Source organism: Dankookia sp. GCM10030260 (assembly GCF_042666655.1).
Classification (GTDB): Bacteria; Pseudomonadota; Alphaproteobacteria; order Acetobacterales; family Acetobacteraceae; genus Paracraurococcus.
Window position 1 is genome coordinate 40295 of the sequence record NZ_JBHTDE010000011.1, and the last position, 26926, is coordinate 67220.

At 72.6% G+C, this 26926-nt stretch carries 24 protein-coding genes; 5 read left to right on the forward strand and 19 right to left on the reverse strand.

The genetic code is table 11. From position 1 onward, the window contains the following. Positions 1–8: 8 nt before the first annotated feature. From ACFQS7_RS24505 to ACFQS7_RS24540, 8 genes are all read right to left on the reverse strand, one after another. A complete protein-coding gene (locus ACFQS7_RS24505; RefSeq protein WP_380069775.1) occupies positions 9–458 on the reverse strand; it encodes a DUF1499 domain-containing protein in 450 nt (149 codons plus the stop codon). Continuing rightward, the gene (locus ACFQS7_RS24510) at positions 455–727 is read right to left on the reverse strand and encodes a DUF3253 domain-containing protein (RefSeq protein ID WP_380069776.1); all 273 of its coding nucleotides are present in this window, start codon (positions 725–727) and stop codon (positions 455–457) included. Before ACFQS7_RS24510 ends, ACFQS7_RS24505 begins: the two co-directional genes overlap by 4 nt. A gap of 58 nt (positions 728–785) precedes the next feature. Next, complete coding sequence (locus ACFQS7_RS24515; RefSeq protein WP_380069777.1) at positions 786–1763, reverse strand: NAD(P)/FAD-dependent oxidoreductase; 978 nt, start codon at positions 1761–1763, stop codon at positions 786–788. A 31-nt stretch (positions 1764–1794) separates the two neighbouring features. After that, on the reverse strand, positions 1795–2655 hold the full coding sequence (locus ACFQS7_RS24520) for an EAL domain-containing protein (protein WP_380069778.1): 861 nt from the start codon (positions 2653–2655) through the stop codon (positions 1795–1797). A 183-nt stretch (positions 2656–2838) separates the two neighbouring features. Beyond that, the gene (locus ACFQS7_RS24525; RefSeq protein WP_380069779.1) at positions 2839–3579 is read right to left on the reverse strand and encodes a DUF1194 domain-containing protein; all 741 of its coding nucleotides are present in this window, start codon (positions 3577–3579) and stop codon (positions 2839–2841) included. Between the two features lie 220 nt (positions 3580–3799). Continuing rightward, entirely contained in the window at positions 3800–4378 is a 579-nt protein-coding gene (locus tag ACFQS7_RS24530) for a DUF924 family protein (protein WP_380069780.1), read from the reverse strand. Then, entirely contained in the window at positions 4375–7290 is a 2916-nt protein-coding gene (locus ACFQS7_RS24535) for an FAD-binding and (Fe-S)-binding domain-containing protein (protein WP_380069781.1), read from the reverse strand. The genes ACFQS7_RS24530 and ACFQS7_RS24535 overlap by 4 nt, the downstream gene beginning before the upstream one ends. Continuing rightward, complete coding sequence (locus ACFQS7_RS24540; protein ID WP_380069782.1) at positions 7287–8276, reverse strand: quinone oxidoreductase family protein; 990 nt, start codon at positions 8274–8276, stop codon at positions 7287–7289. Before ACFQS7_RS24540 ends, ACFQS7_RS24535 begins: the two co-directional genes overlap by 4 nt. A gap of 187 nt (positions 8277–8463) precedes the next feature. Here ACFQS7_RS24540 and ACFQS7_RS24545 point away from each other — a divergent pair, with 187 nt between their 5' ends. Together ACFQS7_RS24545 and ACFQS7_RS24550 are read left to right on the forward strand one after the other, a co-directional pair. Further along, a complete protein-coding gene (locus tag ACFQS7_RS24545; RefSeq protein WP_380069783.1) occupies positions 8464–9648 on the forward strand; it encodes a pyridoxal-phosphate-dependent aminotransferase family protein in 1185 nt (394 codons plus the stop codon). Positions 9649–9781: 133 nt separating this feature from the next. Continuing rightward, complete coding sequence (locus ACFQS7_RS24550; protein WP_380069784.1) at positions 9782–10303, forward strand: thermonuclease family protein; 522 nt, start codon at positions 9782–9784, stop codon at positions 10301–10303. On the opposite strand, the gene ACFQS7_RS24555 is transcribed toward ACFQS7_RS24550, so the two are convergent. After that, a complete protein-coding gene (locus ACFQS7_RS24555; protein WP_380069785.1) occupies positions 10300–11394 on the reverse strand; it encodes a depolymerase in 1095 nt (364 codons plus the stop codon). The two genes, ACFQS7_RS24550 and ACFQS7_RS24555, sit on opposite strands and share 4 nt — an antisense overlap. 61 nt (positions 11395–11455) lie before the next feature. Then, a complete protein-coding gene (locus tag ACFQS7_RS24560) occupies positions 11456–11863 on the reverse strand; it encodes a hypothetical protein (protein WP_380069786.1) in 408 nt (135 codons plus the stop codon). A 191-nt stretch (positions 11864–12054) separates the two neighbouring features. Between ACFQS7_RS24560 and ACFQS7_RS24565 the strand changes: the two genes are divergently transcribed. Next, complete coding sequence (locus ACFQS7_RS24565) at positions 12055–12789, forward strand: glutathione S-transferase family protein (RefSeq protein ID WP_380069787.1); 735 nt, start codon at positions 12055–12057, stop codon at positions 12787–12789. A 56-nt stretch (positions 12790–12845) separates the two neighbouring features. Then, positions 12846–13484 (forward strand): VOC family protein, encoded by a 639-nt coding sequence (locus ACFQS7_RS24570; RefSeq protein ID WP_380069788.1) that lies wholly within the window; start codon positions 12846–12848, stop codon positions 13482–13484. 132 nt (positions 13485–13616) lie between these two features. Here the strand turns inward: ACFQS7_RS24570 and ACFQS7_RS24575 are convergent, their stop codons facing one another. Continuing rightward, positions 13617–14216 (reverse strand): class I SAM-dependent methyltransferase, encoded by a 600-nt coding sequence (locus tag ACFQS7_RS24575; RefSeq protein WP_380069789.1) that lies wholly within the window; start codon positions 14214–14216, stop codon positions 13617–13619. 134 nt (positions 14217–14350) lie between these two features. Between ACFQS7_RS24575 and ACFQS7_RS24580 the strand changes: the two genes are divergently transcribed. Further along, positions 14351–15739 (forward strand): PleD family two-component system response regulator, encoded by a 1389-nt coding sequence (locus ACFQS7_RS24580; protein WP_380069790.1) that lies wholly within the window; start codon positions 14351–14353, stop codon positions 15737–15739. Between the two features lie 170 nt (positions 15740–15909). Here ACFQS7_RS24580 and rpmG read toward each other — a convergent pair whose 3' ends face one another. The 8 genes from rpmG to ACFQS7_RS24620 form a co-directional block, all read right to left on the reverse strand. After that, a complete protein-coding gene (rpmG, locus tag ACFQS7_RS24585) occupies positions 15910–16077 on the reverse strand; it encodes a 50S ribosomal protein L33 (protein ID WP_380069791.1) in 168 nt (55 codons plus the stop codon). A 101-nt stretch (positions 16078–16178) separates the two neighbouring features. After that, a complete protein-coding gene (locus tag ACFQS7_RS24590) occupies positions 16179–17600 on the reverse strand; it encodes a S41 family peptidase (RefSeq protein WP_380069792.1) in 1422 nt (473 codons plus the stop codon). Between the two features lie 77 nt (positions 17601–17677). Then, entirely contained in the window at positions 17678–19912 is a 2235-nt protein-coding gene (rnr, locus tag ACFQS7_RS24595) for a ribonuclease R (RefSeq protein WP_380069793.1), read from the reverse strand. Position 19913: 1 nt separating this feature from the next. Continuing rightward, the gene (gene topA / locus ACFQS7_RS24600; protein ID WP_380069794.1) at positions 19914–22745 is read right to left on the reverse strand and encodes a type I DNA topoisomerase; all 2832 of its coding nucleotides are present in this window, start codon (positions 22743–22745) and stop codon (positions 19914–19916) included. 60 nt (positions 22746–22805) lie between these two features. Continuing rightward, positions 22806–23960 carry a DNA-processing protein DprA gene (dprA, locus tag ACFQS7_RS24605; protein ID WP_380069795.1) on the reverse strand — a complete coding sequence of 385 codons (1155 nt, stop codon included), beginning with the start codon at positions 23958–23960 and terminating at the stop codon, positions 22806–22808. A 141-nt stretch (positions 23961–24101) separates the two neighbouring features. After that, complete coding sequence (plsY, locus tag ACFQS7_RS24610) at positions 24102–24686, reverse strand: glycerol-3-phosphate 1-O-acyltransferase PlsY (RefSeq protein ID WP_380069796.1); 585 nt, start codon at positions 24684–24686, stop codon at positions 24102–24104. Then, a complete protein-coding gene (pyrC, locus tag ACFQS7_RS24615; RefSeq protein ID WP_380069797.1) occupies positions 24683–25957 on the reverse strand; it encodes a dihydroorotase in 1275 nt (424 codons plus the stop codon). Before pyrC ends, plsY begins: the two co-directional genes overlap by 4 nt. Continuing rightward, the gene (locus ACFQS7_RS24620; RefSeq protein WP_380069798.1) at positions 25950–26900 is read right to left on the reverse strand and encodes an aspartate carbamoyltransferase catalytic subunit; all 951 of its coding nucleotides are present in this window, start codon (positions 26898–26900) and stop codon (positions 25950–25952) included. The genes pyrC and ACFQS7_RS24620 overlap by 8 nt, the downstream gene beginning before the upstream one ends. Positions 26901–26926 lie beyond the last annotated feature (26 nt).

Here is a 26926-nt window from a genome sequence, read left to right on the forward strand (position 1 = left end):
GAGGCGGCTCAGCCGCGGCGCAGCGCGGCGTCGAGGGCGGCCAGCCAGGCCTCGACCCGCTTGCGGTTGACGCCCATGTCGGACCAGCCGAACAGGCTGCGGGAATAGAGGAAGAGCCCGGCGCCCTGCGCCCCCGGCACGAGCTCGGCGACGATGATGTCCGGGTAGTTCATCAGCGCGGAGCGGGCGACCCATTGCGCCTGGCGCCTGGCCGGGAATTCGCCGTAGCGGGCGACGCGGTCCATCCCGTCCCCCAAGGCCCGCAGCACCGGCCAGGCGGTGGCAGCATCGACCGGCAGGGGCGGCGTGGTGACCTGGGCCTGCGGGTGGGCGCCGGCGGGGGCGGCCAGGCAGGCATTGGGCGAGGCGGGCAGCCGCAAGGTGGCGAAGTCGAGCGGCGTGGCCGGCGGCAGCCCACCTGCGCCGGAGCCGAATAGGGAGGCGATGGGGGCGCTCATGCCTCGGTCTCCGGGACCCGGAGGCGGATGACGCCGCGCACCGCTTCGACCGGCACCGGCTTGCCCTTGCGCAGGATCTCCAGCCGGCCTTCGCCGACCAGGGTGATGGCAGCCTGCCGCACCTTGCCCATCAGCGGCCGCCAGGCGGCCTCGTTGCCGCCGGCCAGGGCCCGGGCAACCTCGCTGGGGCAGATCGACTTGTCGGCGCCGCGGGCGCTGGCCTGGCGGAGGATTTCGGATGCGATGGCATCGGGTTCGGGATTCGTCATGGTGCGGCGAAGATAGGCCGGGCCGGCCCCGGCACCAGCCATGTTTCGTAACCCCGGATCACGCTGGCAGCGCGGCGGCCAGGGCGATGCCGCTGTCGAAGGCCGCCTCGGCCCGGCCGGCCAGGCACCAGTCGCCGGCCAGGCCGAGGCCCCGCGCCGGATCGACGAGGCAGGGCCGGCCGAGCGGCACCTCCACCAGCGAGTAGCGCCAGCGATGCGCCGCGGCATGGATCGGCGCCGGCAGCGTGGCCCCGGCCAGGCCGCCCAGCGCCGCGAGCAGCGCCGGCAGCACCGCCGCGGGCGTCGCTTCCAGGTGGGCGCGGGACCAGGCCGGGCTGCCCTGGACCACCCAGCATTCGGCGCCCCGCGGCCGGCCCGGCTTGGAACTGTCCCGCGCGGCCCAGCCGATCGGCCCTCCATCTTCTGGCCGCACCCCGTCCGGCAGCGGCAGCGGCGTGGCGAAGGCGGCCATCACGGTCCAGCAGGGCGCCAGCCGCACCGCCGCCAGCAAGGCGGGCCAAGCCGGCGCATGCGGCGCGACCAGCGGCGCCGCCTGGTCGGGCGGCAGGGCGAGGGCAAGGGCATCGAAGGGGCCGTCCCGGTCCGGCGGCATGCCGGGCGGCGGCCGGCCGGGGCGGACCAGCGCGGCGTCGAGATGGCACAGCGTCCAGGCGCCCGGACCGCCCTCGATCGCCGTCACATGCCGCGCCGTGGCCAGGTCGAGCCCGCCGGCCAGCGACCGCGGCAGGGCGGACATCCCGGGCGCGCCGACGAGCCGGCCCGGCCCACCCCAGGGCGCTGCGCCATGTTCCGCCAGCAGCGCGGCGAAGCCCTCGCCCCGCGCGGTCAGGTATTGCGCGCCATGGTCGAATTGCAGCGCCCGGCCGCCGGCCTCCGCCCGCCTCGTGGCCAGCCGGCCGCCGGCGCGCTGTCCCTTGTCGAAGAGGCGGACCGTGGCGCCGCGCGCGACAAGGGCGCGGGCGCAGGTGAGACCGGCGAGGCCGGCGCCGATGACGGCGATGCGGGGCTTGGACATGCAGCGGCGACTATCGGGCGGCGCGGCCCGGCTACAAGGGGGCCAGCGTGGACGGGGCGCCGGCGGGTGGCGCGAGGCGGACCGGGGCCGGGTCCGCGGCCAGCAGCGCCTCCAGGGGCATCGGCGCGCCGAACAGGTAGCCTTGTGCCTCGTCGAAGCCGAGATCGGCGACCGCGTCATGCTGCGCCGGCGTCTCCACCCCCTCCGCCACCAGGCGGAGCCGCAGCGCCCGGCCCAGGTCGCGGATCGCCAGCAGGATCGCCAGGTCGGCGGCATGCCCCGGCGCCGGCCCGGCCAGTGGCGCCAGCAGGCTGGTGTCGAGCTTCAGCGCGCTGAAGGGCAGCCGCCGCAGCCGCGCGAAGGAGGCGTAGCCGGCGCCGAAATCGTCCAGCGCGAGGCCGATGCCGCGGTCGCGCAGCCGCCGCAGCACGCCGGCCGCCCGCGGCTCCGCCTCCAGCGGCAGGGTCTCGGTCAGCTCCAGCTCAAGCCGTTCCGGTGCCAGGCCGCTCTCGGCCAGGGCGCGGTCCACCTGACCGGGCAGCCTGCCGGCGGCGAGCTGGCGGACGGAGACATTGACCGAGACGCGGCCGAGTTCGGGATGCCGGGCGGCATCGGCCGCTGCCCGGCGCAGCGCCCAGCCGCCGATCTCGACGATCAGGTCGCTGCCCTCGGCGACGGGGATGAAGGTGGCCGGGGGCACCGCGCCGCGCCCGGCATGGTGCCAGCGCAGCAGGGCCTCCGCCCCGCAGCGGCGGCCGTCGGCCAGCCGGATGCTGGGCTGGTAGTGCAACGTCAGCTCGCCGCGGCCGAGCGCGCCGCGCAGGTCGGTGGCCAGCCGGCGGCGCAGGGCGCGGTCGAGCAGGCCGGTGGCGACCGCCAAGGGACGGTCCATCGAAGCTGGCGGCATCCTGCCCGTCCTCTGTGCCACGGCAGTAGCCACGCTCGAGGTGAACCGACCGCTAATGGCCTTCCCGCTGCGCACCACGTGTCGGCGAAAAGGACATCACAATGCCGAGTTGCGGAGGATTGAGATATATCAACTCCTTCTTGATGGCTCCGATCCGGCCGCCGCAGGTCAGGCGAAGCGTTCGACCTGTGCGCCCGGGGCCGGGACGGCGGCGATCTCGCGGATGATCTTACGGCGGACCGCGGCCTCGAAGGCCGGGAAGCCTTCGGCCACCACCAGGAAGGCGCCGGGGCCGCCGATCACCTCGTCGCGGTAGTAGGTATCGAGCGGCGGCAGGCCGGCGGTCTGGGCGAAGGGGCTCGGCTGCTTGTCCAGCACGGCGAGGCCGTTCAGCACGATGCCCTGGGCCAGCGCCTCCTCCCGCGCCTCGGCGACCGGGCGGCCGGAATTGTTCACCCCGTCGCCGGAGATGTCGACCACCTTGCGGGTGCCCTCGAAGCCCTGGCCGAACTGCCGGGCGGCGAAATCCATGGCGCCAGAGATCGAGGTATAGAGCCAGGTGCGGCGTGGCGCCGCGGCGATGGCATCGGCGAAGCCATGGGCCGCGGCGGGGCTGTCCAGCTTGGTCCAGGGGACGACAATGGTCTGGATGTGCCAGTCGGACCAGGTGAACATCTGGCAGGCGATGGCGCCGACCGGGCCGCCCATGATGCCCTCGATCAGCCTGCGGTCGCGGAAGGCGGCCTCGTAGCCGGCGAATTGCAGCTCCTGCTCCTCAGGGTCGACCGAGCGGCTGACATCGACCGCCAGGATCAACTCGACATCCACCGGCGTATTGGCGCGGGCACGGGCAGACAGCAGAAGGGCAGGCGTGGCAAGCGCGGCACTGAGCAGCGAACGACGGAGCATATGACCCCCTTGGTGCCGGTGCCCGTGCCGCGGATGCGGGACGGTGCGGTCCGGCATGGACCTGAAGGCGGGCCGTGGGCCGGGCTACTCCCTGTTCTTGCGGTCAGACTAGAAGGCGCTTTGCTGCACTGCAAGATATTGTTGCGGTGCACAACGCGCGCGATGTGACCAGGTTGCCGACAACATGGAGTAAAGTGATGGCTATTTTCTTGGCAGGGTTTCAGAAGCCGGCGCCCGGCTGGGCGAGGTAGGCGGCCTCCGCCGGGGTCGTCGCCCGGCCGAGCGCGGCATTGCGGTGCGGGAAGCGGCCGAAACGGCGAATCACCGCCCGATGCGCCCAGGCATAGGCGATGCTGGCGGCCGGCGCGGCATGCACCGGGTCGTCGCGCAGCCCCTCGAACAGCGCCACCGAGAGATCCTGGCAGCCGAGGTCCTCGGCATGTTCGAAGGGGAGGTAGAGGAAGCAGCGCGCGCTGGCCGGCAGGCCGAGGTCCATGCGGTCCCGCAGCACCGCCTGGCGGGCGATGGCGCGGGCATGGTGGTCGCTGGCGAAGGCCAGGGGGGTGCCCCGATGCAGGTTGCGGGGGAATTGGTCGAGCACCAGCAGCAAAGCGAGGGCGCCATGCGGCGTCGCGGCCCAGCCATCCAGCGCGCCGTCCCGCGCCGGGGCCAGCAGGTCGCCGAAGCGGTCGCGGCAGGCGCCGTCGAAGGCCGGGTCCGGCCGGAACCAGCGCTGGAGCTGCCAGGGCGCCAGGTCGGGGCCGAACCAGAAGTCAAGAATGTCGGCGGGTGCGGTCATGCGAGGGCCCTCTCCAGCACGCGGACGCTGTGCAGCGCCTGCCGCCCCGCCAGGTCGGCGATCTGGTGGCGGCAGGAGGTGCCGTCGGCGACGATCAGGTGGTCGGCGGGAGCGGCGCGGACCGCCGGCAGCAGGGCGAGCTCCGCCATGGCCTTCGAGACCTCGAGATGCTCGGCCTCGTAGCCGAAGGCGCCGGCCATGCCGCAGCAGGACGACGTGATAGGCGTCACCTTCAGCCCGGGGACCAGGGTCAGCATGGCGACCGCGGCGGGGAAGGCGCCAAAGCTCTTCTGGTGGCAATGGCCATGGATATGCGCGGCCGCCGCGGCGATCGGCTTCAACGCGAGCTTCGGCTTCTCCCGGGCCAGGAATTCCGACAGCAGCAGGGCGCGTTCGGCCAGCGCCCGGGCTGGCTCGCCCGGCAGCAGGGAGGGGAACTCGTCGCGCAGTGTCAGCAGCGAGGAAGGCTCGATGCCGACGACCGGGGAGGCGAAGGGGGCAAGCGCCGCCAGCGTCCGCCGTGCCTCGGCCCGCGCCTCCTCGACCAGCCCGGCGGCGAGCAGGGTGCGGCCCTCGTCCAATGGCCGGGCACCCCTGGCCGGCCGGGCGACGGCGACGCGATAGCCGGCGGCCGCCAGCACGCGGGCGGCGGCGCGCAGGTTCTCTGGCTCGAAGTACCGGTTGAAGACGTCGGGGAAGAGGATGACCTCGCCCTCCCGCCCATCGGGGGCCGGCAGCTCGGCATCGTGGAAGGCATCGCGCCGGAAGCGCGGCAGGGTCCGGCCGGCGGCGAAGCCGAGCAGGCGTTCCGACAGGCCGGCCAGGCCCGGAATGCTGTCCCGGGCATTCGCCAGGAAGGGCACCAGGCTGGCGAAGGGCGCCCAGCGCGGCATGGTGGCGATCAGCCGGTCCTTTGCACTGACGCCATGCGTGCGGGCGTGGGCCGCCAAGGCCTCGATCTTCATCTTCGCCATGTCGACGCCGGTCGGACATTCCCGCCGGCAGCCCTTGCAGGAGACGCAGAGCTTGAGGGCGGCGTGGACCTCGTCCGAGGCCAGCGCATCCGGGCCGAGCTGGCCGGTCAGTGCCAGGCGCAGCGTGTTGGCGCGGCCGCGGGTCAGGTGCTGCTCGTCGCGCGTGGCGCGGAAGCTAGGGCACATCACGCCGGCGTCGAATTTCCGGCAGGTGCCGTTGTTGTTGCACATCTCGACCGCGCCGAGCAGGCCGCCTTGCGGCCCCGGCCAGGCGGACCAGTCGAGCGCCGGCGTCACCTTGGCATCGGCCTGATAATCCGGGCCGTAGCGGAACAGCGTCCGGTCATCCATCCGCGGCGGGCGGACGACGCGGCCGGGGTTGAGCAGGCCGGCCGGGTCGAAGGCGTCCTTCACCGCCTCGAAGGCGCGGGCGATGCGGGGGCCGAACATCGGCTCGTTGAACTCGGACCGGACGATGCCGTCGCCATGCTCGCCGCTGTGGCTGCCCTTGTACTCGCGGACCAGGGCGAAGCATTCCTCGGCGATCGCGCGCATCTTCCGCACGTCCTCGCCGTCCTTCATGTTCAGCACCGGCCGGACATGCAGGCAGCCGACGCTGGCATGGGCATACCAGGTGCCCTTGGTGCCGTGCCTGGCGAACACGTCGTTCAGCCGTTCGGTGTAGTCGGCGAGGTCGGGCAGCCCGACGGCGCAATCCTCGATGAAGGAGACCGGCTTCCCGTCGCCCTTCATGCTCATCATGATATTCAGCCCGGCCTCGCGCACCTCGGCGACGGCCGCCTGGAAGCCGGGGTCGATGCAGCGGACCACGGCGCCGGGATAGCCGAGATCGGCCATCATCGCGTCAAGCGCATCCAGCCGCCGGGCGAGCGGGCCGTCCTCCTCGCCGTGGAATTCGACGATCAGCAGGCTGTCCGGCTCGCCCATGACAATTCTGTCGATGGTCGCGCGGTAGATCGGGATCGACCGGCCGAGGTCGATCATGGTGCGGTCGACCAGCTCCACCGCCTCCGGGTCCAGGGTCACCAGGTGCTGGGAGGCCGCCATGGCGGCGCGGAAGGTCGGGAACTGGCAGATGCCGAGCGCCTTGCGCGGCTTGATCGGCCAGAGCTTCAGGTCGAGCGCGGCGGAGAAGGCCAAGGTGCCTTCGCTGCCCACCAGCAGCCGCGCCAGGCTGCCGCGGCCGGCGGCGCGCCCGGCCGGGGTCAGCGCATCGAGGTTGTAGCCGCCGACGCGGCGGAGCTGGTCGGGGAAGCGGGCGGCGATCTCCTCGGCCTCCCGTGCGCCGAGCGCCCGCAGCCGCTGGATCAGGTCGGCGATGCCGGCGGGCACCTCGGCGCCGAGGTTGTCCGGCAGCTCGCCGAAGCGGAACCGCGCGCCATCGGCCAGCAGGGCGTCGATGCCCAGCACGTTGTCGGCCATCAGCCCGTAGCGGATCGACTTGCTGCCGCAGGAATTGTTGCCCGCCATGCCGCCGATGGTGCAGCGCGCCCAGGTCGAGGGATCGACCGGGAAGAACAGCCCGTGCCGCTTCAGCTGGTCGTTCAGCGCGCCGAGCGCGATGCCCGGCTGCACCGTGGCGGTACGCCCCGCCGGATCGACCGCGACCACCTCCCGCAGGTACTTGGTGCAGTCGATCACCAGCGCCCGGTTCACCGTCTGGCCGCATTGCGACGTGCCGCCGCCGCGCGGCAGGACGGGGATGCCTTCTTCCCGGCAGAGCGCCATGGCGGCCTCGACATCGGCGATGCTGCGGGGGACCAGCACGCCGATCGGCTCGATCTGGTAGATGCTGGCATCCGTCGCATAGCGGCCGCGGTCGGCGGCGGTCCAGCGCACCTCGCCTTGGGTCTCGCGGCGCAGCCTCTCGGCGATGCGGCTGTCGCCGATGCGGGCTTCGGTGGTCACGACATTCATGCGGTGGAGTCCTGCGGCAGCAGGATGAGGGGGGCCTCGGCCTGCCGCGATTCGAGAAGGTCGTGCGCCCGCGCGGCCTCCGCCAGCGGCAGGGCCTGGCCCGGCTCCGCCCGCAGGGCGCCGCTGGCAAGTGCCGCGAAGAGCGAGGCCGCCATCGCCTCCAGCGCCGGGCGCTCGGCGGCGTAGTGGAAGACCATGGGCCGGGTCAGGCTGTTGGACCTGACCGCCAGCCGGGTGATGGCGAAGGGCGGGATCGGCCCGGAGGACTGGCCGAAATTCACCAGGTGGCCGCGGAGCGCGAGGCATTCGAGCGAGCCGTCGAAGGTGTCGCGGCCGACCGAATCATAGGCCGCATCGACGCCGCGGCCGCCGGTGATCGCCTTCACCCGGGCGACGAAATCCTCCTCCCGGTACAGGATGACGTGGTGGCAGCCGGCGGCGCGGGCGACCTCGGCCTTGGCCGCGGAGCCCACCGTGCCGATCACCGTGGCGCCGAGATGGGCGGCCCATTGGCAGAGCAGCCGGCCGACGCCGCCGGCCGCGGCCTGCACCAGCAGGGTCTGCCCGGGCTCGACGCGGTGCACCTGGCGCAGCAGCATCTCCGCCGTCAGCCCCTTCAGCAGGACGCTGGCGGCGAGCGCGTCGCTCATCCCTTCCGGCAGCTTGAGCGCCAGCGCCGCCGGCAGCAGCCGGTGCGAGGCATAGCCGCCATAGCCGGCGGTGACATAGCCGATCCGGTCGCCGGCGGCGAAGCCGCCGACGCCGGCGCCCACCGCCTCGACCACGCCGGCGGCCTCGATCCCCGGGATGCCGGGCAGGCCCAAGGTGCGGTAGAGCCCGGAGCGGACGTAGCAGTCGTGGAAATTGACCCCGATGGCGGTCTGCCGGATGCGCAATTCGCCGGGGCCGGGGTCGCCGACCTCGATGGCCTCGGGGCGCAGCACGGCCGGTCCGCCATGCTCGCGGAGGATGATCGCCTCGGCCATGTGTCGCGTCCTCTTCCCCAGTCTTGCCCAGGCAGTCCTGCCCGAGATGCCTGCCTTGGATGGGGGCAAGCTAGCGGTGGAGCAACCCGCTGTCCGATCTATAATGCTCATCAATCCAAGAAGGGCTTCTCATTGGCGCCCTTGGATGGATGCGGCGCATAAGCGCCCCGACACGAGGGAACGACCCATGGCCTATTTCCAGTCCAAGCCGACCTCCGGCCGGCATTTCCTGCAGATCCCCGGGCCGTCCAACACGCCGGACCGCGTGCTGCGGGCGATGGACTACCCGACCATGGACCATCGCGGCCCGGATTTCGGCAAGTTCGGCAAGCAGCTGCTGGAAAAGCTGCGCGCGGTCTTCAAGACCAGCCAGCCGGTCATCGTCTTCCCGGCCTCGGGCACCGGCGCCTGGGAAGCGGCGCTGGCCAATACGCTGTCGCCCAGCGACCGCGTGCTGATGTGCGAGACCGGCTGGTTCGCCCACCTTTGGCAGGAGCTGGCCGGCAAGCTCGGCCTGAAGCCCGAGCTGATCGAGACCGACTGGCGCCGCGGCGCCGATGTCGCGGCGATCGAGGCGGCGCTGCGCGACGACAAGGCGCATGGCATCAAGGCGGTCTGCGTGGTGCACAACGAGACCAGCACCGGCGCCACCTCGCGCATCGCCGCGGTCCGCAAGGCCATCGACGCCGCCGGGCATCCGGCGCTGCTGCTGGTGGATACCATCAGCGGCCTGGCCTCGATCGACTACCGGCACGACGAATGGGGCGTCGACGTCACCATCGCCGGCAGCCAGAAGGGGCTGATGCTGCCGCCCGGCCTGTCCTTCAACGCGATCTCGGCCAAGGCGCTGAAGGCGGCGGAAGGCGCCAGGATTCCCCGCAGCTACTGGGACTGGCGGCCGATGCTGGCGGCCAATGCCCAGGGGTTCTTCCCCTCCACCCCGGCGACCAACCTGCTCTATGGGCTGGATGCCGCCATCGACATGCTGATGGAGGAGGGGCTCGACAACGTCTTCGCCCGGCACGACCGCTTCGCCGAGGCGACCCGCCGCGCGGTGCGCGCCTGGGGCCTCGAGGTCCAGGTCGAGGTGCCGGGCGAATATTCCTCGGTGCTCACCGCGGTGCGGCTGCCGGAGGGCCACAGCGCCAACGCCCTGCGCGCGGCGATCCTCGACAAGTTCAACATGAGCCTCGGCAACGGGCTCGGCCGGCTGAACGACCGGGTGTTCCGGATCGGCCACCTCGGCGATTTCGGCCCGCTGCAGCTGGTCGGCACCTTGGGCGGGGTCGAGATGGGGCTGGGTGCCGCCGGGGTGCCGCACAAGGCGGGCGGCGTGCAGGCGGCGATGGCCTACCTGAACGGCAACGCCTGACGCGGCGGTTGCCAGCCCAAAGATTTGGCTGGGGGTCCGGGGGAGAATAGCGTCTCCCGCGGCCTTCCGGACGCTTAGCATTCGATCTCCAAAGTGGCATAACGATTAGCCTTGCCACATTGGAGTATCGCGCGTGCGCCGCCTGGCCGCTTTGGCCCTTCTCGCCTGCCTGCATGCCGCACCCGCCTGGGCCGCCCCCGATCTCCTCGGCCAGGTCGTCGGCATCAGCGACGGCGACACCCTGACCCTGCTGACCCCCGACCGCCGCCAGACCAAGGTGCGCCTGGCCGAGATCGACACGCCGGAGCGCCGCCAGCCCTATGGCAGCCGGGCGCGGGAGGCGCTGGCCGACCTCGCCTTCCAGCGCCAGGTGCGGGTGGTGGTGGAGGATACCGATCGCTACGGCCGCACCATCGGGCGTGTCTATGCCGGCAGGCGCGACGTGAATGCCGAGATGGTCCGCCGCGGCGCCGCATGGGTCTATGACCGCTACAACCGCGACCCGAAGCTGCCGGCGCTGGAGGCCGAGGCCCGCGCCGCCCGGCGGGGCCTCTGGGCGCTGCCGGAGGCGGCGCGCATGCCGCCCTGGGAATGGCGCCGGCGGGCCAAGGCGGAGCGCGATGCCGATCCGGCGCCGCGCCGCGTGCCGGGTTAGTCCTGCAGCCCGGCCACCCGTTCCACCATCCGCCAGATCGCGCTGACCTGGACGCCGTCCTTGAACAGATAGCGCCTGTCGTAGCCGTAGCCCCACCAGTTCCAGCAGCCTTCCGGGTTGATGGCGCTGGCGTCCGAGATACCGGGCGGGTCGAAGGCGGTGGTGCTGACGGTCCGCGCCTGCGGGTACAGCACCACGATGCGGTTGGTGTCGGCCCATTCGTTGACGCCGATGTTTCGGTAGAAGCGATCGCCCAGCGCCTGTACCGACTGCTTGCAGCCATGCAGCACCACGTGCAGCCGGCAGGGCGCCGCATCCGCCGCTGCGCAGGCGGCCGGGACATAGAGCATGCCGCTGTCCCACAGCCCGTGCCGCGGCCCGTTGCCGCCCGGGGTGAATTGCTTCTGGTCGAAGGCGACGTAGCGGCCGGATGGCGCCGCCGCCGCCGGGGCCAGCTTGCCGTAGATCGTCTCCAGCAGGTGCCGCGCCTGGTCGTAGCCGCAGTCGTTGATGAAGGGCGCCTTGTTGGCGGCGCAGGCGACGCCGTAGGCCTGGGTGACCCAGGCATGCCCGGCATTCACAGCCGCATTGCTGAAGCTGGTGGCCACCGTCGGCAGGCCGAGCAGCCCATAGACCGCGACCGCCCGCCGCACCGTCTCCGGGTTCACCACCGCATCCGCGCGGCCGGTGAAGGCATAGAGCCGGCTGCGGCCGAGGTTCTCGACCGGGTCGATCCAGCCGAGCGCGGCGAATTGCCGGATGCGGCCGGCATAGGTCGTGGCCGGCTGCAGCAGGCTCGGCGCGGTCATGCAGGGGCCCAGCGCCAGGGCGGCCAGCGGCTGCACCCCGGTCCCGGTCGCGTCGTACACCGCGCAGCCATGGAGCCCGCCGGCGACCAGCCCGGCGCCCATCAGCCTGGCGGAATGCGCGACATGCAGCTGGTTCGCCATGAAGGCGCCGGAGGAAATGCCGGAGACCGAGATCTGCCCCGGGTCGATCGGCAGGGTGCCGAGCCGGTCGGCGGCACGCGCGCCGCCGCCGCCGAGCGCGACGGCCAGCGCCAGGGCAAGCGGGAGGAATCGGGGTCGCATCGCGGCATCTCCGTCGGGTCGGGCTGGTGGAGCCGGCGCGGCAGACCGGAGCCTGCCGGCCTCAGGCCTTGGTGGGCAGCGCCAGCAGCAGCGCCGCCTTCATCTCGTCGAGCGAGGCGAGGAAGCGGGTCTGCAGGATGCTGGCGACGCCGGCGCCGGCCTGGCCCGCCAGCTCATTGAGGAGGTTGGCCTGCGCCTGGCCTTCGAGGATCGCCGACTTGATCGAATCGAAGGGCTTGGCGACCGCGGCGCGTGGATCGGTGCCCAGCGGCAGGCCGGCGGGCCGGCTCGCGGCACCCTGCAGCCGGGTGGCCAGCATCGCCTGCTGCTGCCTGGCCAGGGTGCCGATGCCCTCCACCGCGGCCTGCCGCGCCGCGGCCAGGGCTTCCAGGTTCTTCACCTGGATCGCCAGCAGCGCGGCAAGCACCGCCCCGGTCGGCATCGGCCGGGCAAGGGGTGATTCGGACATCGTGACCTCTCCGGCTCCGGTGACGCCAGCATGCGCGCCGGTGGCCCGCATGACTGTGCCGCGCCGCACGATGGACCCGGACATTGCGGGTCGCGGTGGCCTCTCCCGGCCCGCGGCGGCGCCGCCGATGGCGGTTGTGCCCGACCCGCGGCCGGCCGCATGCTCCGGCCAGGCGGGAGAGGAGACGCAGCATGGTGGGCCCCATCGTCGCGCCGGCGGCGCGCAGCCCCATCCAGGTCTGGACCTGGCCGACGCCGAACGGCCACAAGGTCCACATCATGCTGGAGGAACTTGGCCTGCCGTATGAGGTCGTTCCGGTGGCGATCGGCAAGGGCGAGCAATTCCGGCCGGAATTCCTGGCCATCACCCCGAACCACCGCATCCCGGCGATCGTCGACCCCGAAGGCCCCGACGGCGGCCGCTTCACCCTGTTCGAGAGCGCGGCGATCCTGGTCTACCTGGCAGAGAAGACCGGCTCCGCCCTGCTGCCGAAAGCCGGGGAGGCGCGCTACCGCGCTCTCGAATGGACCATGTTCCAGATGGGCGGGGTCGGGCCGATGTTCGGCCAGTACAACCATTTCACCAATTACGCGCCGGAGAAGATCCCCTACGCGATCGAGCGCTACACCAACGAGGTCGCCCGGCTGCACCGGGTGCTCGACAAGAGGCTGGCCGCCAGCGCCTATCTCGCCGGGCCGGACTACTCGATCGCCGATATCTGCACCTTCCCGTGGATCCGGAATGCGGATCGCCGTGGAATTGATCTGGCGCATTACCCGCATCTGCGGCGTTGGCATGATGCCGTCGCCGCGCGTCCCGCGGTGCAGCGTGGCGTCCAGGTCCTGGCCGAGAACCAGCGCCGGGGCGCCATGACCGATGCGGAACGCGAGGTGATGTTCGGCAAGACGCAGTTCGCGGTGCGCTGACCGCGGAAGAACGCCGCGACGGTCATCCGGCCGTCGTCACGGCAAGGGGAATCAGGATGGCCGAAATCGACCACATCGTGCTGGGCGCCCGGACGCTCGCCGAAGGCGCCGCCTTCATCGAACAGCATCTGGGGGTGAAGCCGCGCGCCGGCGGCAAGCATGAGGGCTTCGGCACGCACAACATGCTGCTCGGCCTGGGCAAGGGGACCTATCTGGAAATCATCGCCCCCGACCCGGACCAGCCGCAACCGCCGCATGGCCGCATGTTCGACCTCGACGACCCGGCGGTGAAGGTGATGCTGGAAGCCGAGCCGCGGCTGATCGCCTGGGTGGCCCGCACCCCGGTGATGGATGCCGTGGTGGCACGCCTGGGCCACCGCGCCGGGGAGGTGCGGGCGATGAGCCGCGGCGACCTGCAGTGGCGCATGGCCTTCCCGCCGCAACGCCAGGACATGGACAACCTGATCCCGGCGCTGATCGAATGGACGGGGGAGGGCGCTTCCTCCCGGATTCCCGACAGCCATGTCCGCCTGCTGCACCTGGAGGCCGAGCACCCCGAGGCCGAGGCGGTGAAGGCGGCGCTGGCCGAGCGCGGGCTGGAGGAGGCGCTGAAGGTGCGCCGCAGTCCGCACGCCCGGCTGGTTGCCCGGCTGCGCCGGGCGGATGGACAAGAAGTCACGCTCAGCAGCGGCTGACGCGGCGAAGCCGCGAAATAGATGGTCTCACCCGCCTTCAACCGGGCTTTGCGCCCGTGCTACAGGAGAGCGGGACCGGTCGGCATGGGACCGCCGGCCGGAACCACCCTTCGGGCGAGGCGCATGGGGGCATCAACGCCGAGGCTGATACCGCCAGACACTGGCAGGCGGGAGGTTGAGCGGCGTCCAGGCCTCGCGCCTGGCGTGCAGCCCCAGCTTGCCATGCGGCAACGGCGAGGTGATGCAATAGCTGTACAGCAGGAACCCCTTGCCCGGGGCCACTGCCTCGACCGCCGCCACGAAGCGCCGCTGCTGTTCCAGCGGCAGCAGCACCAGCGGGATGCCGCAGATCGCGGTGCCGACCTTGCCATGCAGCCGCTCCGGCAGGTCGCGTGCCAGCTCGAAGGCATCGCCGCAGACCACGTTCACGCCCGGAAGGACCGCCCGCAGGTGCCCCGCCATTTCAGGCACGATCTCGACCACCGCCAGCTTCCCGGCCGGCACGCCGGCGGCGAGCAGGGCGCGGGAGACGACACCCGTGCCGGCGCCGAGCTCCAGCACCACCTCGTCCGGCGCCCGCTCCACCAGGGCGGCGATGCGCCGGCACAAGGTGCGGGAGGACGGGATGACCGAGCCCATCTGCAGCGGGTTGGCGAGCCAGCGCTTGAAGAAAAGCGATGCATTCGCCGCCTGCCGCCGGTCCCCGTCTCCGCTCGCCGTCGATCCCGACATGCCGGTCTCCCTGTCCATCACGTCCTGGCCGGGCCCGCCCGGCACGCTGCCTCCTTAAGGTCGACGGCGACGCCGGCGAAGGCCCCGGCCGGGGTCGCGACGGCCTGCCGGGGCGGATTTCATGGTGCCGTCATATGACCGCCCGGATCCTCGTGGTCGACGACATCCCGGCCAACCTCCGGCTGCTCGAAGCCAAGCTGCTGGCCGAATACTACGAGGTGGCGCTGGCCTCGAGCGGGCCCGAGGCCTTGGCCATGGCCGCGCGCTGGTCGCCGGACGTCATCCTGCTCGACGTCATGATGCCGGGGATGGACGGCTACGAGGTCTGCCGCCGGCTGAAGGCGCATGACGCCACCGCCCATCTGCCGGTGGTCATGGTCACCGCGCTGATCGACCAAGCGGAACGCGTCCGGGGCCTGGAGGCCGGGGCCGACGACTTCCTGTCGAAGCCGGTGGACGACGCCACCATGTTCGCCCGGCTGCGCGCCCTGCTGCGGGTGAAGCAGGTGCTGGATGCCTGGCGGCAGCGCACCGACACCGCCCGGCAATTGGGGATCGAGCCGCCGCCGGAGCCGCGCGCGAACATTGACGGCGCCCGCGCCCTGGTGCTGTCGGAGATGCCCGGCGAAAGCCGGCAGATCGCCGAGGCGCTGGCCGCCGACGGCGTCGTGGTGCATCAGTCCACCCGCTCGGACGAGGCGCGGCGGGCGTTGCTGGAGGGCAATTTCGACCTCGCCGTGCTCTGCCTGCCGCCCGAGGGCGGCGACGTGCTGCGGCTCGCCTCCCGGCTGCGGGCCGAGGCGGCGACGCGCGACCTGCCGGTGGTGCTGGCGGCCGATGCCAACCAGCGCGGCTTGGTGCTGCGCGGCTTCGACCTCGGCGCCAACGACCACGTGCTGCGGCCGATCGACGCCAACGAGTTGCGTGCACGCGCGCGCAACCAGGTGCGGCGGAAATGGTACCAGGAGCGGCTGCGGAACGACCTCGACCGTTCGCTCGAACTGGCGGTGACCGACCCGCTGACCGGGCTGCGCAACCGCCGCTATGTCCGTCGCCACCTGGATGGCGTGCTGCGGGGGTCGGACGCCGCGGTGATGCTGCTGGACGTGGACCGCTTCAAGGCGATCAACGACACCTACGGCCACGCCGCCGGCGATGCCGCGCTGAAGGAGGTGGCGGAGCGGATGAAGTCGCACCTCCGCGCCGCCGACGTGCTGGCGCGCTACGGCGGCGAGGAATTCATGGTGGTGCTGGCCGGTGCACCCACCGACTACGCCGCGATGGTCGCCGAAAGGCTGCGCGCCGCGCTGAGCAACGACCCGATCTCGGTCGGGCCGGCGCTGCTGCCGATCACCATCAGCATCGGCCTGGCGATCGCGCCGGCGGGGTGCTCGGTCTCGGGCGCCATCGCCGCGGCGGATGCGGCGCTCTACCGCGCCAAGGCGGCAGGGCGGAACCGGGTGGAGCAGGCGGTGCCGGAGGATTTCATCGCCGGGCCGCCGGACTCGGCCGCGGACACCTGAAAAAGGAAGGTCGGGGAGATAGCATCCCCTCCGAACCCCTTATCGGGTTCCGGAGACCGGCCCCTGCCGCGCGGCCGATGCGCTTGTCCAGGCAACGCGAAAAAGCGGCCGGGCTGCCCCGTCCGCTTCCAGCCACCGACAGGCGGCGCGGCGCTTGCGCGCCGCGAGCCTTACTTGATCTTCGATTCGCGGAAGACGACGTGCTTGCGCACGACCGGGTCGTACTTGTTCATCTCGAGCTTGCCGGTGGTGTTCCGGACGTTCTTCTTGGTCACGTAGAAGAAGCCGGTCTCGGCACTGCTGACGAGCTTGATCTGGATGGTGTTCGACTTGGCCATGACGAAGCCTTCGCGTGTTCTGTCTGCCGGGCTGGCGTGAGGGCGCGGACAGTAGCGCCCGGGGCGCTGGCGTCAAGCGAAAGCCTCGCCCGAGGGCCGGTTCAGCGCGCCAGCGCCGTCGCATAGGCATCCGCCTGCTCGATCAGCGTGCGGGCGACGGCGAGGTCGGCGGGGCGTCCCTCGGCCGGCGGGCAGGTGTTGCGCAGCGCCGTCACCTCGCTGCCCGGCACCGGGGCGCGGGCCGCCCGCAGCCGCGCCAGAGTCCGCGCCATCGGCGGATCCCCCTGGCGCAGCCGGGCCAGCGCCGCCGCCGTCGCCTCGGCGCCCAGGCTGGTGCAGACCGCGGGCAGCACGCCGAGGCCCTGGATCGGCCAGCCGCGCGGCGCCAGGACGCGCGACCAGGTGACCAGCAGCTCGCCCCTGTTGGGCAGCGGCACCACCGCCTGGATCAGCCCCTTGCCGGTGGTCGCACTCCCCACCACCACGCCGCGGCCGCGGTCCGACAGGGCGGCGGCGACGATCTCGGCCGCCGAGGCGGTGCGGCCATCCACCAGCACCACCAGCGGCACGCCGCGCGCCAGGTCCGGCCCGGCCGAGACATAGCTGCGCGCCGCATCCGGGTGCCGGCCGCCGGTCAGCGCCACCACGCCCTCGCCCAGGAAGGCGGTGGCCACGGCCACCGCCTGGCCGAGCAGCCCGCCGCGGTTGCCGCGCAGGTCCAGCACCACGCCGCGCGGCGCGGTGCCGCGGAAGGCCTCCAGCAGCGCCTCGGTCAGCCGCACGTCGGTGGCGTTGGAGAAGCCGTCGAGCTGCAGCCAGAGGATATCCTCCCGCCGCTGGGCATGCAGGGTCTCCGGCGGCACCGCGCTGCGCAGGAGAAGGACGGTGAAACGCCGCTTGCCGCGCTCGATCCGCAGCGCCACCTCGGTGCCGGCCGGGCCTTCCAGCAGCGCCGCGGCGGTGACCAGGTCCTGCGCCGAGAGCGCCACGCCATCGGCCTCCAGCACCCGGTCGCCGACCCGCAGTCCGGCCTCGGCAGCGGGCGAGCCGGGCCGGAGGGTGGCGATGACCACCGCCCGGCCGCGGCCAGCGGCCAAGCGCAGGCCGAGCCCGGTCTGGCCGATGCGCCGCGCCCGGGCGGCCATCGCCTCCTCCGGCGTCATGTAGCGGCTATAGGGGTCGAGGTGGTTGAACAGCTCCTCGAAGGCGCTGCGCAGCATGCGTTCCGTCCCGGCCCGGCGGATCGCCGGCGAGGCCCGCCAGGCGGCGTCGAACATGCCCGACAGCGCCACCGCCAGCGGCTGCGCCGCCGCTTCGGGTGGACCCTGGGCGGGGCGGGCCGGCATCGGCCGGGCCGAGAGCAGCCGGTCGGGCGCCGAGAGCAGCAGGGTGCCGCTCTGCAGCTCGGATTGCAGGGTGGGCTCCAGCACCTCCAGCCCGCGCAGGGCCCAGAGGCCGAGCTGGGCCGGGGTCGCCACGTCCAGGTGCCGTTCCAGCACGGCGCCGAGCGCGGTGGCGAGCACCGCCTGCACCTGCTCGCGCGGGAAGGGGCCTTCCTGCGCCCCGGCGGCAGGCGGGAAAAGCAGCAGCAGCAGCAGGGTCAGGAAGGCGGGCGAGCGGCCTTGCCGGGCCTTGCCTTGGCGGGGCGCGCGGCAGGCCGCACGGGCACGCCCTGCATCAGGTGGAAGACCATGCCGCCGGTGCGCGGCGTTGCCTCGACGAGGCGCGCCTCGACGGCCTGGCCAAGGGCGAAGGTGATCCCCGTCCTTTGGCCGGACAGCACATGCCTGGCCTGGTCCTCGGTCCATCGGTCGTCCGGCAGGGACGCGAGAGGAACGATTCCGCTGGCGCCATTCGCCTCTACGGTGACGAACAGGCCGAACCGTGTCACCCCGGAAATGCGTGCGTCGAACACCTCTCCGATTCGCTGCGACATGAATGCCGCAAGGTAGCGGTCCACCGCATCGCGCTCGGCCGCCGCGGCGCGGCGTTCGGTCTGGGTGATATGCTCGCCGGTGTCGGGAAATCGGGCGGCCTCGGTCTCCTGCAGCCCGTCGTCCCCCAGCTTCAGCCCGCGCACCAGGGCGCGGTGCACCAGCAGGTCGGCGTAGCGGCGGATCGGGCTGGTGAAATGCGCGTAGCGGCCCAGCGCCAAGCCGAAATGACCGATATTCTCCGGCGCATAGGCGGCCTGGGACTGGCTGCGCAGCACCGTCTCGTGCACCAGCCGCGCCTCCGGCCGGTCGGCGACCTTCTCCAGCGCATGGGCGAAGTCGCGCGGATGGATGCGGTCGCCCTGCGGCAGGGTGATGTCGAAGGCGTCGAGGAATTGCCGCAGGCCCTCCAGCTTCTGGTCCGAGGGCCGGTCGTGCACCCGGTACATGCAGGGTTGCGAGAGTCGCTCGAGCTCCTCCGCCGCGCAGACATTGGCGGCGACCATGAATTCCTCGATCAGCCGGTGCGAATCGAGCCGGGCGCGCGGCTCGACGCCGAGCACGGTGCCGGCCTCGTCCAGCCGCACCCGGCGCTCCGGCAGGTCGAGCTCCAGCGTGCCGCGCCGCTTGCGCGCCGCCAGCAGGGCGCGCCAGGCACCGTACAGCGGCACCAGGGTGCCGGTCGGGTCCTCGCCGGCATCCTGCGCCGCCTGGGCCTGCTCGTAGGTCAGCCGGGCGGCGCTGCGCATGATCCCCCGGCCGAAGCGATGCGCGGACTTGGTGCCGCCCGAATCGAAGCGCATCTCGACGAAGAGGCAGCCACGGTCCTCGTTCGGCCGCAGGCTGCACCAGCCGTTCGACAGCGCCTCGGGCAGCATCGGCACGACGCGGTCGGGGAAGTACACGCTGTTGCCGCGCGCCCAGGCCTCGCGGTCCAGCGCCGAGCCGGGGCGGACGTAGTGCGCGACATCGGCGATGGCGACGAGCACGCGCCAGCCCCTTGCGCCCTCTGGGCCGTCCGGCTCGGCCCAGACCGCGTCGTCGAAGTCGCGCGCATCCTCGCCGTCGATGGTGACCAGCGGGACCGTGCGCAGATCCTCCCGCCCGTCCGCCGCGACGCCGGTGGCGTGCTCGGCCTCGCGCACCGCCTCGGTCGGGAAGATGTCGGGGATGCCATGGGCGTGGATGCAGATGAGGGAGACGGATTTCGCTTCGCCCATCCTGCCGAGCACCTCGACCACCCGGGCCGGGCGCAGGCCCAGGTCGCGGCCCGGCAGCGGTTCCGCCAGGACGATCTCGCCATTGGTGGCGCCGCCCGCCTCGCCGGGCGGCACCACCCACTCGGACCGGTGGCGGCGGTCGGTCGGCACGATCCGGCCATTCTCGAAGACGCCGAGCACCCGGGCGGGGGCGGCGCCGGCGACCCGCTTGACCGTGGTGCCCTCGTACTTGCCGGTGCCGATCGGCTTCAGCCTGGCCAGCACCCGCTCGCCCGGCGCGAGCGCCGGCTGCCCGGCGCGTTCCGGCCGCATGAAGATGACGGGCGGGCGGCCTTGCTCGGCCTTCCAGCCGAGCGGCCGGGCGATCGGGTCGCCGTCCGGGTCGGTGCCGGTGACCTCGATCACAGCCATGTCGGGCAGGCGGCCGGGTGCGGCGAGGCCGCGGCGGCCGGCAGGCGCCGCGGTGCCATCGGCCTTCATCTCCGCCAGCAGCGCCCGCAGCGCCGGGCGCTGGTCCGAGGTCAGGCCGAAATGCCGCGAGATGTCGGTCTTGCCGACCTTGCCCGGGCTGGCCTGCAGGAAGCGCCGCAGCGCCTCCTTCGAGGGCAGCGGCGCCTCCGCGTCGCCTGGCGACCGCTTCGGCGGCCGGAGCGGCAGGCCGCCAACCGGGCGGCGGGGCATCTCAGGCCTGCTTCTTCGGCGCCGCCGGCTGCCTCGCGGCGGGTTTCTTCGCGGCCGGCTTGGCGGCCGGCTTTTTCGCCGCTGCCGCCGCCTTGCGGGCGGCCGCCGGGGCCGGCTTGCGCGCGGCGGGCTTGGCCGGAGCCTTTGCGGTCACCGCCGCCTTGCGCGCGGCCGGCTTCGCCGGTGCCTCGGGTGCCGTGCCGTTGGTCGCTGCGGTGGCCGATGCCGCGCGCTTGGCGCCCGGCTTCGCCTTGCCCTTGGCGCCGCCCTTGGTCATCGGCTTGAGCTCCTTGCCCTTCTCGGCCAGCAGCGTCACCACCTCCTCGAGCGTCGCCTCCTCCATCGCCAGGTTGCGCGGCAGGTTGGCGACCGTCTTGCCATGCTGGGCATAGGGTCCGAACCGGCCCTTGCGGATCTCGACCGGCGCCTTGTCCTTCGGGTGCTGGCCGACCAGCCGGACCTTGGCCCTGGCTTTCGCCAGCAGCTCCATCGCCCGGTTCATGCCGAGCGAGAGCACGTCGTCGCCCGGCTCCAGCGACTGGAAGATGGACCCCACCTTTATATAGGGCCCGAAGCGGCCGAGCCCGGCCTGGATCTCCTCGCCGCTTTCCGGATCGCGGCCGACCAGCCGCGGCAGCGACAGCAGCTTCAGCGCCCGGTCGAGGTCGAGCGTGTCGGGGTCCATGTCCTTGGTCAGGCTGGCCCGGCGCGGCTTGGTCGGCTTGCCCTTCTCGTCGGTGCCGCCCTCGCCGAGCTGGACATAGACGCCGTAGGGGCCGCGGCGGATGGTGACCTTCTCGCCGCTCGCCGGGTCGGCGCCCAGCTCGCGCGGCCCGTCGCTGAGGCCCGTGGTGCCGTCGCCCTCGGCGCCGGGCGCGATCAGCGGGCGGGTGTAGCGGCATTCCGGGTAGTTGGAGCAGCCGATGAAGGCGCCGGTGCGTCCCAGCCGCAGGCCGAGCCGGCCGCCGGAACAGGCCGGGCAGGCGCGCGGGTCGGTGCCGCCCTCGCGCTCGGGGAAGAAGTGCGGGCCCAATTCCTCGTCCAGCGCGTCGATGACGTCGCTGATCTTGAGATCGCGGGTGGCGTCGATCGCCCGCTTGAACTCCTCCCAGAAGGCCCGCATCACGGCGCGCCAGTCGATCTTGCCGCCGGAGATGTCGTCGAGCTGCTCCTCGAGCCCGGCGGTGAAGCCGGTATCGACGTAACGCTCGAAGAACTTGACCAGGAAGCTGGTGACCAGCCTGCCGCGGTCCTCCGGGACGAAGCGGCGCTTGTCCAGCTTGACGTAGTCGCGGTCCTGCAGGGTCTGCAGGATGGACGCATAGGTGGAGGGCCGGCCGATCCCCAGCTCCTCCAGCTTCTTGACCAGCGTGGCCTCCGAGAAGCGCGGCGGCGGCTGGGTGAAGTGCTGCAGGGCGGCGACATCGCCGCGCTTCAGCGGGTCCTTCTCCCGCATCGGCGGCAGGGTGCGGGTGTCCGAATCCTCGCCACCCGGGGCGATGCCGGTGATGCCGGCGCGGGCGTCCGCCGCGCTGTCATCCTCGTCCTCGCGGTACAGCTTGAGGAAGCCGTCGAAGGCGATGACCGAGCCGGTGGCGCGCAGGATGGTCTTGCGCGCGGCATCGGCGATCTCGACCGTGGTCTGGTCCAGCTCGGCCGACTGCATCTGCGAGGCGACCGCGCGCTTCCAGACCAGCTCGTACAGCTTGCGCTGCCGGTCATCGAGATAGCGGGCGACCTTCTCCGGCGTCATGGAGACGTCGGTCGGGCGAATCGCCTCGTGCGCCTCCTGGGCGTTCTTGGCCTTCGAGGAATACTCGCGCGGCGCGCCGGGCAGGTAGTCGCGGCCGAAGCTCTCGCCGACATGGTCGCGGATGGCGGCGATCGCCTCGCGCGCCATCTGCACGCCGTCGGTCCGCATATAGGTGATGAGGCCGACGGTCTCGCCGCCGATCTCGACCCCTTCATAGAGCTGCTGCGCCGTGCGCATCGCCTGCTGCGCGCCCATGCCGAGCTTGCGGCTGGCTTCCATCTGCAGGGTGGAGGTGGTGAAAGGCGGCGGCGGGTTGCGCCTGACCCGCCGCTTCTCGACCGAGAGGACGGAGAAGGTGCCGGCCTCGACCGCCGCCTTGGCGCGCATCGCGCTGGCCTCGTCCGGCAGGTCGAACTGGTCGAGCTTGCGGCCGTCGAGATGCGTCAGCCGCGCGGTGAAGGGGGCGCCCTGCGGCGTGGCGAAGCGGCTTTCGACCGTCCAGTATTCGCGGGCGCGGAAGGCCTCGATCTCGGCTTCCCGCTCGCAGATCAGCCGCAGCGCCACCGACTGCACCCGGCCGGCCGAGCGGCTGCCGGGGAGCTTCCGCCACAGCACCGGCGACAGGGTGAAGCCGACCAGGTAGTCCAGCGCCCGCCGCGCCAGGTAGGCATCGATCAGCGGGGTGTCGAGCTCGCGCGGATGCGCGACCGCATGCTGGATGGCGCGCTTGGTGATCTCGTTGAAGGTGATGCGCTGGACGTCGATGCCCTTCAGCGCGCCCTTCCGCGCCAGCATGTCCTTCACGTGCCAGGAGATCGCCTCGCCTTCCCGGTCCGGGTCGGTGGCGAGGTAGAGCCGCTTGGCGCCGCGCAGCGCGCGGGCGATCTCATTGACCTGGCGCTCGCCGCGGTCCTCGGATTCCCAGTCCATGGCGAAGTCCTCGTCCGGGCGGACCGAGCCGTCCTTCGGCGGCAGGTCGCGCACATGGCCGAAGCTCGCCAGGACGGTGAAGTCCCCGCCGAGATACTTGTTGATGGTCTTGGCCTTGGCGGGGCTTTCGACGACGACGACGTCCGTCATGGACTCCACACATCCTGTGGCCGCGGGCAGGCGGCATTGGCGGCGAGCAAGGCGCCCGCCTCAAGTCCCGTCCTGGCCCCGTCCGGTGAGCGCCACGCGGTTGCCCGGCAGCAGTTCCACCCGTCCAGCCAATTCGAGATCGAGGAGGATCGCCTGGATCGCGGAGGGCGACAGGTGGCAGCGCCGCATGACCTCGTCAACCGCTATCGGAGAGCCCCCAAGCAAATCAAGGACTTGTGGGGGAATTCCCGAGTCTTCCGGCGATGCCGCAACGATCGGCCGGACCGGTTCGGCCTCGGACCATGCGCTGCGTGCGGCAAACAGCGGTGCCGCATGCGGGGCTTCGGGCAGATGCGGCAGCACGTCCTCGGCCGATTCCACCAGATGCGCGCCCTGCCGGATGAGGTCGTTGGAGCCCCGTGCCCGGGGGTCGAGCGGGCTGCCGGGCACGGCGAACAACTCCCGCCCGGCTTCCAGCGCCATGCGGGCGGTGATCAGGCTGCCGGAGCGCAGGGCGGCCTCGATCACCACCACGCCGAGCGAGAGGGCGGCGACGATGCGGTTGCGGCGGGGGAAGTGGCGGGCCAGCGGGGCGATGCCGAGCGGCGCCTCGGCCAGGACGGCACCGCCCTCGGCGGCGATGCGGGCCTGGAGCCTTGCATGGTCCGGCGGATAGGGCTGGTCGAGCCCGCCGGCGACGCAGGCGATGGTGCGGCCGCGGCGCAGGGCGCCGAGATGGGCGGCGGCGTCGATGCCGCGGGCGAGGCCGGAGACCACGGTGAGGCCCGCCGCGGCCAGCGACTCGGCCAGGTCCTCCGCGATCCGCCGCCCGGCGGCGGAGGCGTTGCGGGCGCCGACCAGGGCGACGGCGCGTGGTGCCAGGGCCGCCGGGTCGCCGAGCAGGGCGAGGACCGGCGGCGCATCCTCCTGCATCTCCAGCAAGGGCGGGTAGGGGGCAAGGCCGGCGAAGAGCAGCCGGCCGCCCAGCCGGTGCAGCGCCTCCAGCTCCCGCCGCGCCTCGGCTTCCGGGTGGAGGGCGAAGGGCGTGCCGCGGCGGGCGGCGAGGCGGGGCAGGGCGGTGAGCGCCGCGCCGGCATTGCCGTGGCGCTCCAGCAGGCGGCGGAAGGTGAGCGGGCCGATGCCGTCGGTGCGGGCTAGGCGGAGGCGGGCGAGGGCCTCGGCCGGGGGCAGCGGCGCCGCATCTGCCCCGCTCATCCGGGCCATCCGGAGCCCGGGCGATGCCAACAGGTAGGACGCATTCCCGGCTTGTCTCCACGCCGGGGCGAACCGTAAGGGGTCGACCACGGCAAAGCCAGGATTATGTGCCTTGTCGCAATGACTTAGCCCCGCGAAGCGTCAGCCGCGGCGGCCGATCCGCGGCTCCGTCCCGGCCAGCAGCCGGGCGATGTTCGCCTTATGCCGCCAGGCCACCAGCGCGGCGATCCCGGCCGAGAAGGCCGCCAGGTCCCAGCGCCCCGCCGCCGCCGCGATCAGCGGCGCCGCGGCGCAGGCGGCCAGGGCACTCGCCGAGGAGATCCGCGTCACCAGCGCCATCACCAGCCAGACGAGCGCCGCGCCCAGGCCCAGCCACCAGGCCGCGGCCAGCAGCACCCCGCCGCCGGTCGCCACGCCCTTGCCGCCCTTGAAGCCCAGCCAGGCCGGGAAGGCATGGCCCAGCATGGCGCCGAAGCCGGCGAACAGGCCTGCCGTCTCGCCCCACACCATCCGCGCCAGGGCGAGCGCCGCGACGCCCTTCAGGATGTCCAGCGCCAGCGTCGCCGCGGCGAGCGTCTTGTTGCCGGTGCGCAGCACGTTGGTCGCGCCGATATTGCCCGAGCCGATGCTGCGGATGTCGCCGAGCCCGGCCGCCCGGGTCAGCAGCAGCCCCCAGGGCACCGAGCCCAGCAGGTAGCCGAGGGCGAGGGCGAGAAATTCGTTCATCCGAAGACCCGCCGTCCGGCCTTCCAGGTGCCGACCACCCGGCCTTCCAGCGCCCTTCCGTCGAAGGGCGTGTTCTGCGCCTTGCCCGGCAATTGCCCGTCCTTGACCTGCCAGCCGCGCTCCAGGTCCAGCAGCAACAGGTCGGCCGCGGCACCCCTGGCCAACCGGCCGATCGGCAGGCCGAGCAGCTTCGCCGGCCGCGCCGTCAGCAGGTCGAGCGCCGCCAGCAGCGAGAGGTCGCCGCCATGGACGCGGGCGAGCGTGACGCCGAGCAGGGTGGCCAGCCCGGCGCCGCCGGCCTCGGCCTGGGCGAAGGGAAGCCGCTTGTCGTCGGCATCGCGCGGCTGGTGGTCGGAGGCGATGGCGTCGATCGTCCCGTCCGCCAGCGCGGCGACCACGGCCAGCCGGTCGGCCTCCGGCCGCAGCGGGGGCGACAGCTTGGCATAGGTCCGCCAGTCGCCGATCGCCGTCTCGTTCAGGTCGAAATAGGGCGGGGCGGTGTCGCAGGTCACGGCCAGCCCTTCGGCCTTGGCGGCACGGATCAAATCAAGTGCCGCGGCGGTGCTGACATGGGCGAAATGGACATGCCCGCCGGTGATGCGGGCCAGGGCGATGTCGCGCCCGACCATCATCGCCTCGGCCGCCGGGGGGATGCCGGGCAGGCCGAGCCGGGTCGCCAGCTCGCCCTCGGTCGCCGCGCCGCCGGCAGCCAGGCTCGGCTCCTCCGGGTGCTGCACGACGAAGCTGCCGAAGGCGCGGGCATAGGACAGCGCCAGCCGCATGGTCCGGGCATTGCCGATCGCCCGCCGGCCATCGGTGAAGGCGACCGCGCCGGCCTCCTTCAGCAGGCCGTACTCGGCCAGTTCACGGCCCTCGCAACGCTTGGTCGCGGCGCCATAGGGCAGCAGGGTGATGGACCCGGTCGCCTCGCCGCGGCGGAGGACGAATTGCACCAGGGCCGGGTCGTCGAGCGGCGGGTCGGTGTCCGGCAGGGCGCAGAGCGTGGTGATGCCCCCCGCCGACGCGGCGGCGGCGGCGCTGGCGATGGTCTCGCGGTGCTCGTGCCCCGGCTCGCCGATATCGGCGCGGAGGTCCACCAGGCCGGGGGCGAGGCAGAGCCCGGTGCCGTCGACCACCATGGCACCGTCCGGCCGGCCGAGGCCGCTGCCGTGGTCGAGGATCAGCCCGTCGCGGACCAGGAGGTCGCCCAGGCCGTCGAGGCCGCTGGCGGGGTCCAGCAGGCGGGCGCCGGTGAAAAGGGTGTCATGCATTGCGGCGAAGGTCCCGTGCCAGCACGTCCAGCACCGCCATCCGGCAGGCGACGCCCATTTCCACCTGCTCGCCGATCACGCTGCGCTCCGGGTCGTCGGCGACGGCGCTGTCGATCTCGACGCCGCGGTTCATCGGGCCCGGATGCATCACGATCGCATCGGGCCGGGCATGGGCCAGCTTCTCCCGGTCCAGGCCGAAGAAGCGGAAGAATTCGCGGGACGAAGGGACCAGGCCGCCGGTCATCCGTTCCTTCTGCAGCCGCAGCATCATCACCACGTCGGCGCCGGCAAGGCCCGCCTGCATGTCGTGGAAGACCTCGACGCCGAGCCGGGCGGCCTCGGCCGGCATCAGGGTGGGCGGGCCGACCAGGCGGACGCGGGCATTCATGGCGGTCAGCAAATGGATGTTGGAGCGCGCGACGCGGCTGTGCAGCACGTCGCCGCAGATGGCGACGACAAGTCCTTCAAGCCGGCCCTTGCGGCGGCGGATGGTCAGGGCATCCAGCAGGGCCTGGGTCGGGTGCTCATGCGTGCCGTCGCCGGCGTTGATGACGCTGGCCGACACCTTCTGGGACAGCAGGGCCGGGGCGCCGGACTGGGCGTGGCGGACCACCAGCAGGTCGCAATGCATGGCGTTCAGGGTCTGCGCGGTGTCCAGCAGCGTCTCCCCCTTGTTCACGCTGGACTGGCTGACCGACATGTTGATCACGTCGGCGCCCAGCCGCTTGCCGGCCAACTCGAAGCTGGTGCGGGTGCGGGTGCTGTCCTCGAAGAACAGGTTGATCAGGGTGCGGCCGCGCAGCAGGTCGCGCTGGGTCTTCCCCGACCGGTTGAGCAGGGCATAGCTCTCGGCCAGGTCGAGCAGCGCGCCGATATGCGGCGGCTCGAGGCCTTCGATGGCCAGCAGGTGGCCGCCGGGGAGGATCGGGAAGGAAAAGGACATCGGGACTCGCGGGCTGCGGCGGGGGC

Bases quoted from the DNA above. Each gene is read 5' to 3' on its own strand.
- pyrC (WP_380069797.1), bottom strand. From the start codon at position 25,957: ATGCATGACACCCTTTTCACCGGCGCCCGCCTGCTGGACCCCGCCAGC.
- rpmG (WP_380069791.1), bottom strand. From the start codon at position 16,077: ATGGCCAAGTCGAACACCATCCAGATCAAGCTCGTCAGCAGTGCCGAG.
- ACFQS7_RS24560 (WP_380069786.1), bottom strand. From the start codon at position 11,863: ATGTCCGAATCACCCCTTGCCCGGCCGATGCCGACCGGGGCGGTGCTT.
- ACFQS7_RS24520 (WP_380069778.1), bottom strand. From the start codon at position 2,655: ATGGACCGTCCCTTGGCGGTCGCCACCGGCCTGCTCGACCGCGCCCTG.
- ACFQS7_RS24505 (WP_380069775.1), bottom strand. From the start codon at position 458: ATGAGCGCCCCCATCGCCTCCCTATTCGGCTCCGGCGCAGGTGGGCTG.
- topA (WP_380069794.1), bottom strand. From the start codon at position 22,745: ATGACGGACGTCGTCGTCGTCGAAAGCCCCGCCAAGGCCAAGACCATC.
- rnr (WP_380069793.1), bottom strand. From the start codon at position 19,912: ATGCCCCGCCGCCCGGTTGGCGGCCTGCCGCTCCGGCCGCCGAAGCGG.
- ACFQS7_RS24540 (WP_380069782.1), bottom strand. From the start codon at position 8,276: ATGGCCGAGGCGATCATCCTCCGCGAGCATGGCGGACCGGCCGTGCTG.
- ACFQS7_RS24570 (WP_380069788.1), top strand. From the start codon at position 12,846: ATGGCCGAAATCGACCACATCGTGCTGGGCGCCCGGACGCTCGCCGAA.
- ACFQS7_RS24580 (WP_380069790.1), top strand. From the start codon at position 14,351: ATGACCGCCCGGATCCTCGTGGTCGACGACATCCCGGCCAACCTCCGG.
- ACFQS7_RS24555 (WP_380069785.1), bottom strand. From the start codon at position 11,394: ATGCGACCCCGATTCCTCCCGCTTGCCCTGGCGCTGGCCGTCGCGCTC.
- plsY (WP_380069796.1), bottom strand. From the start codon at position 24,686: ATGAACGAATTTCTCGCCCTCGCCCTCGGCTACCTGCTGGGCTCGGTG.
- ACFQS7_RS24525 (WP_380069779.1), bottom strand. From the start codon at position 3,579: ATGCTCCGTCGTTCGCTGCTCAGTGCCGCGCTTGCCACGCCTGCCCTT.
- ACFQS7_RS24620 (WP_380069798.1), bottom strand. From the start codon at position 26,900: ATGTCCTTTTCCTTCCCGATCCTCCCCGGCGGCCACCTGCTGGCCATC.
- ACFQS7_RS24535 (WP_380069781.1), bottom strand. From the start codon at position 7,290: ATGAATGTCGTGACCACCGAAGCCCGCATCGGCGACAGCCGCATCGCC.
- ACFQS7_RS24565 (WP_380069787.1), top strand. From the start codon at position 12,055: ATGGTGGGCCCCATCGTCGCGCCGGCGGCGCGCAGCCCCATCCAGGTC.
- ACFQS7_RS24510 (WP_380069776.1), bottom strand. From the start codon at position 727: ATGACGAATCCCGAACCCGATGCCATCGCATCCGAAATCCTCCGCCAG.
- ACFQS7_RS24530 (WP_380069780.1), bottom strand. From the start codon at position 4,378: ATGACCGCACCCGCCGACATTCTTGACTTCTGGTTCGGCCCCGACCTG.
- ACFQS7_RS24515 (WP_380069777.1), bottom strand. From the start codon at position 1,763: ATGTCCAAGCCCCGCATCGCCGTCATCGGCGCCGGCCTCGCCGGTCTC.
- ACFQS7_RS24575 (WP_380069789.1), bottom strand. From the start codon at position 14,216: ATGTCGGGATCGACGGCGAGCGGAGACGGGGACCGGCGGCAGGCGGCG.
- ACFQS7_RS24545 (WP_380069783.1), top strand. From the start codon at position 8,464: ATGGCCTATTTCCAGTCCAAGCCGACCTCCGGCCGGCATTTCCTGCAG.
- dprA (WP_380069795.1), bottom strand. From the start codon at position 23,960: ATGAGCGGGGCAGATGCGGCGCCGCTGCCCCCGGCCGAGGCCCTCGCC.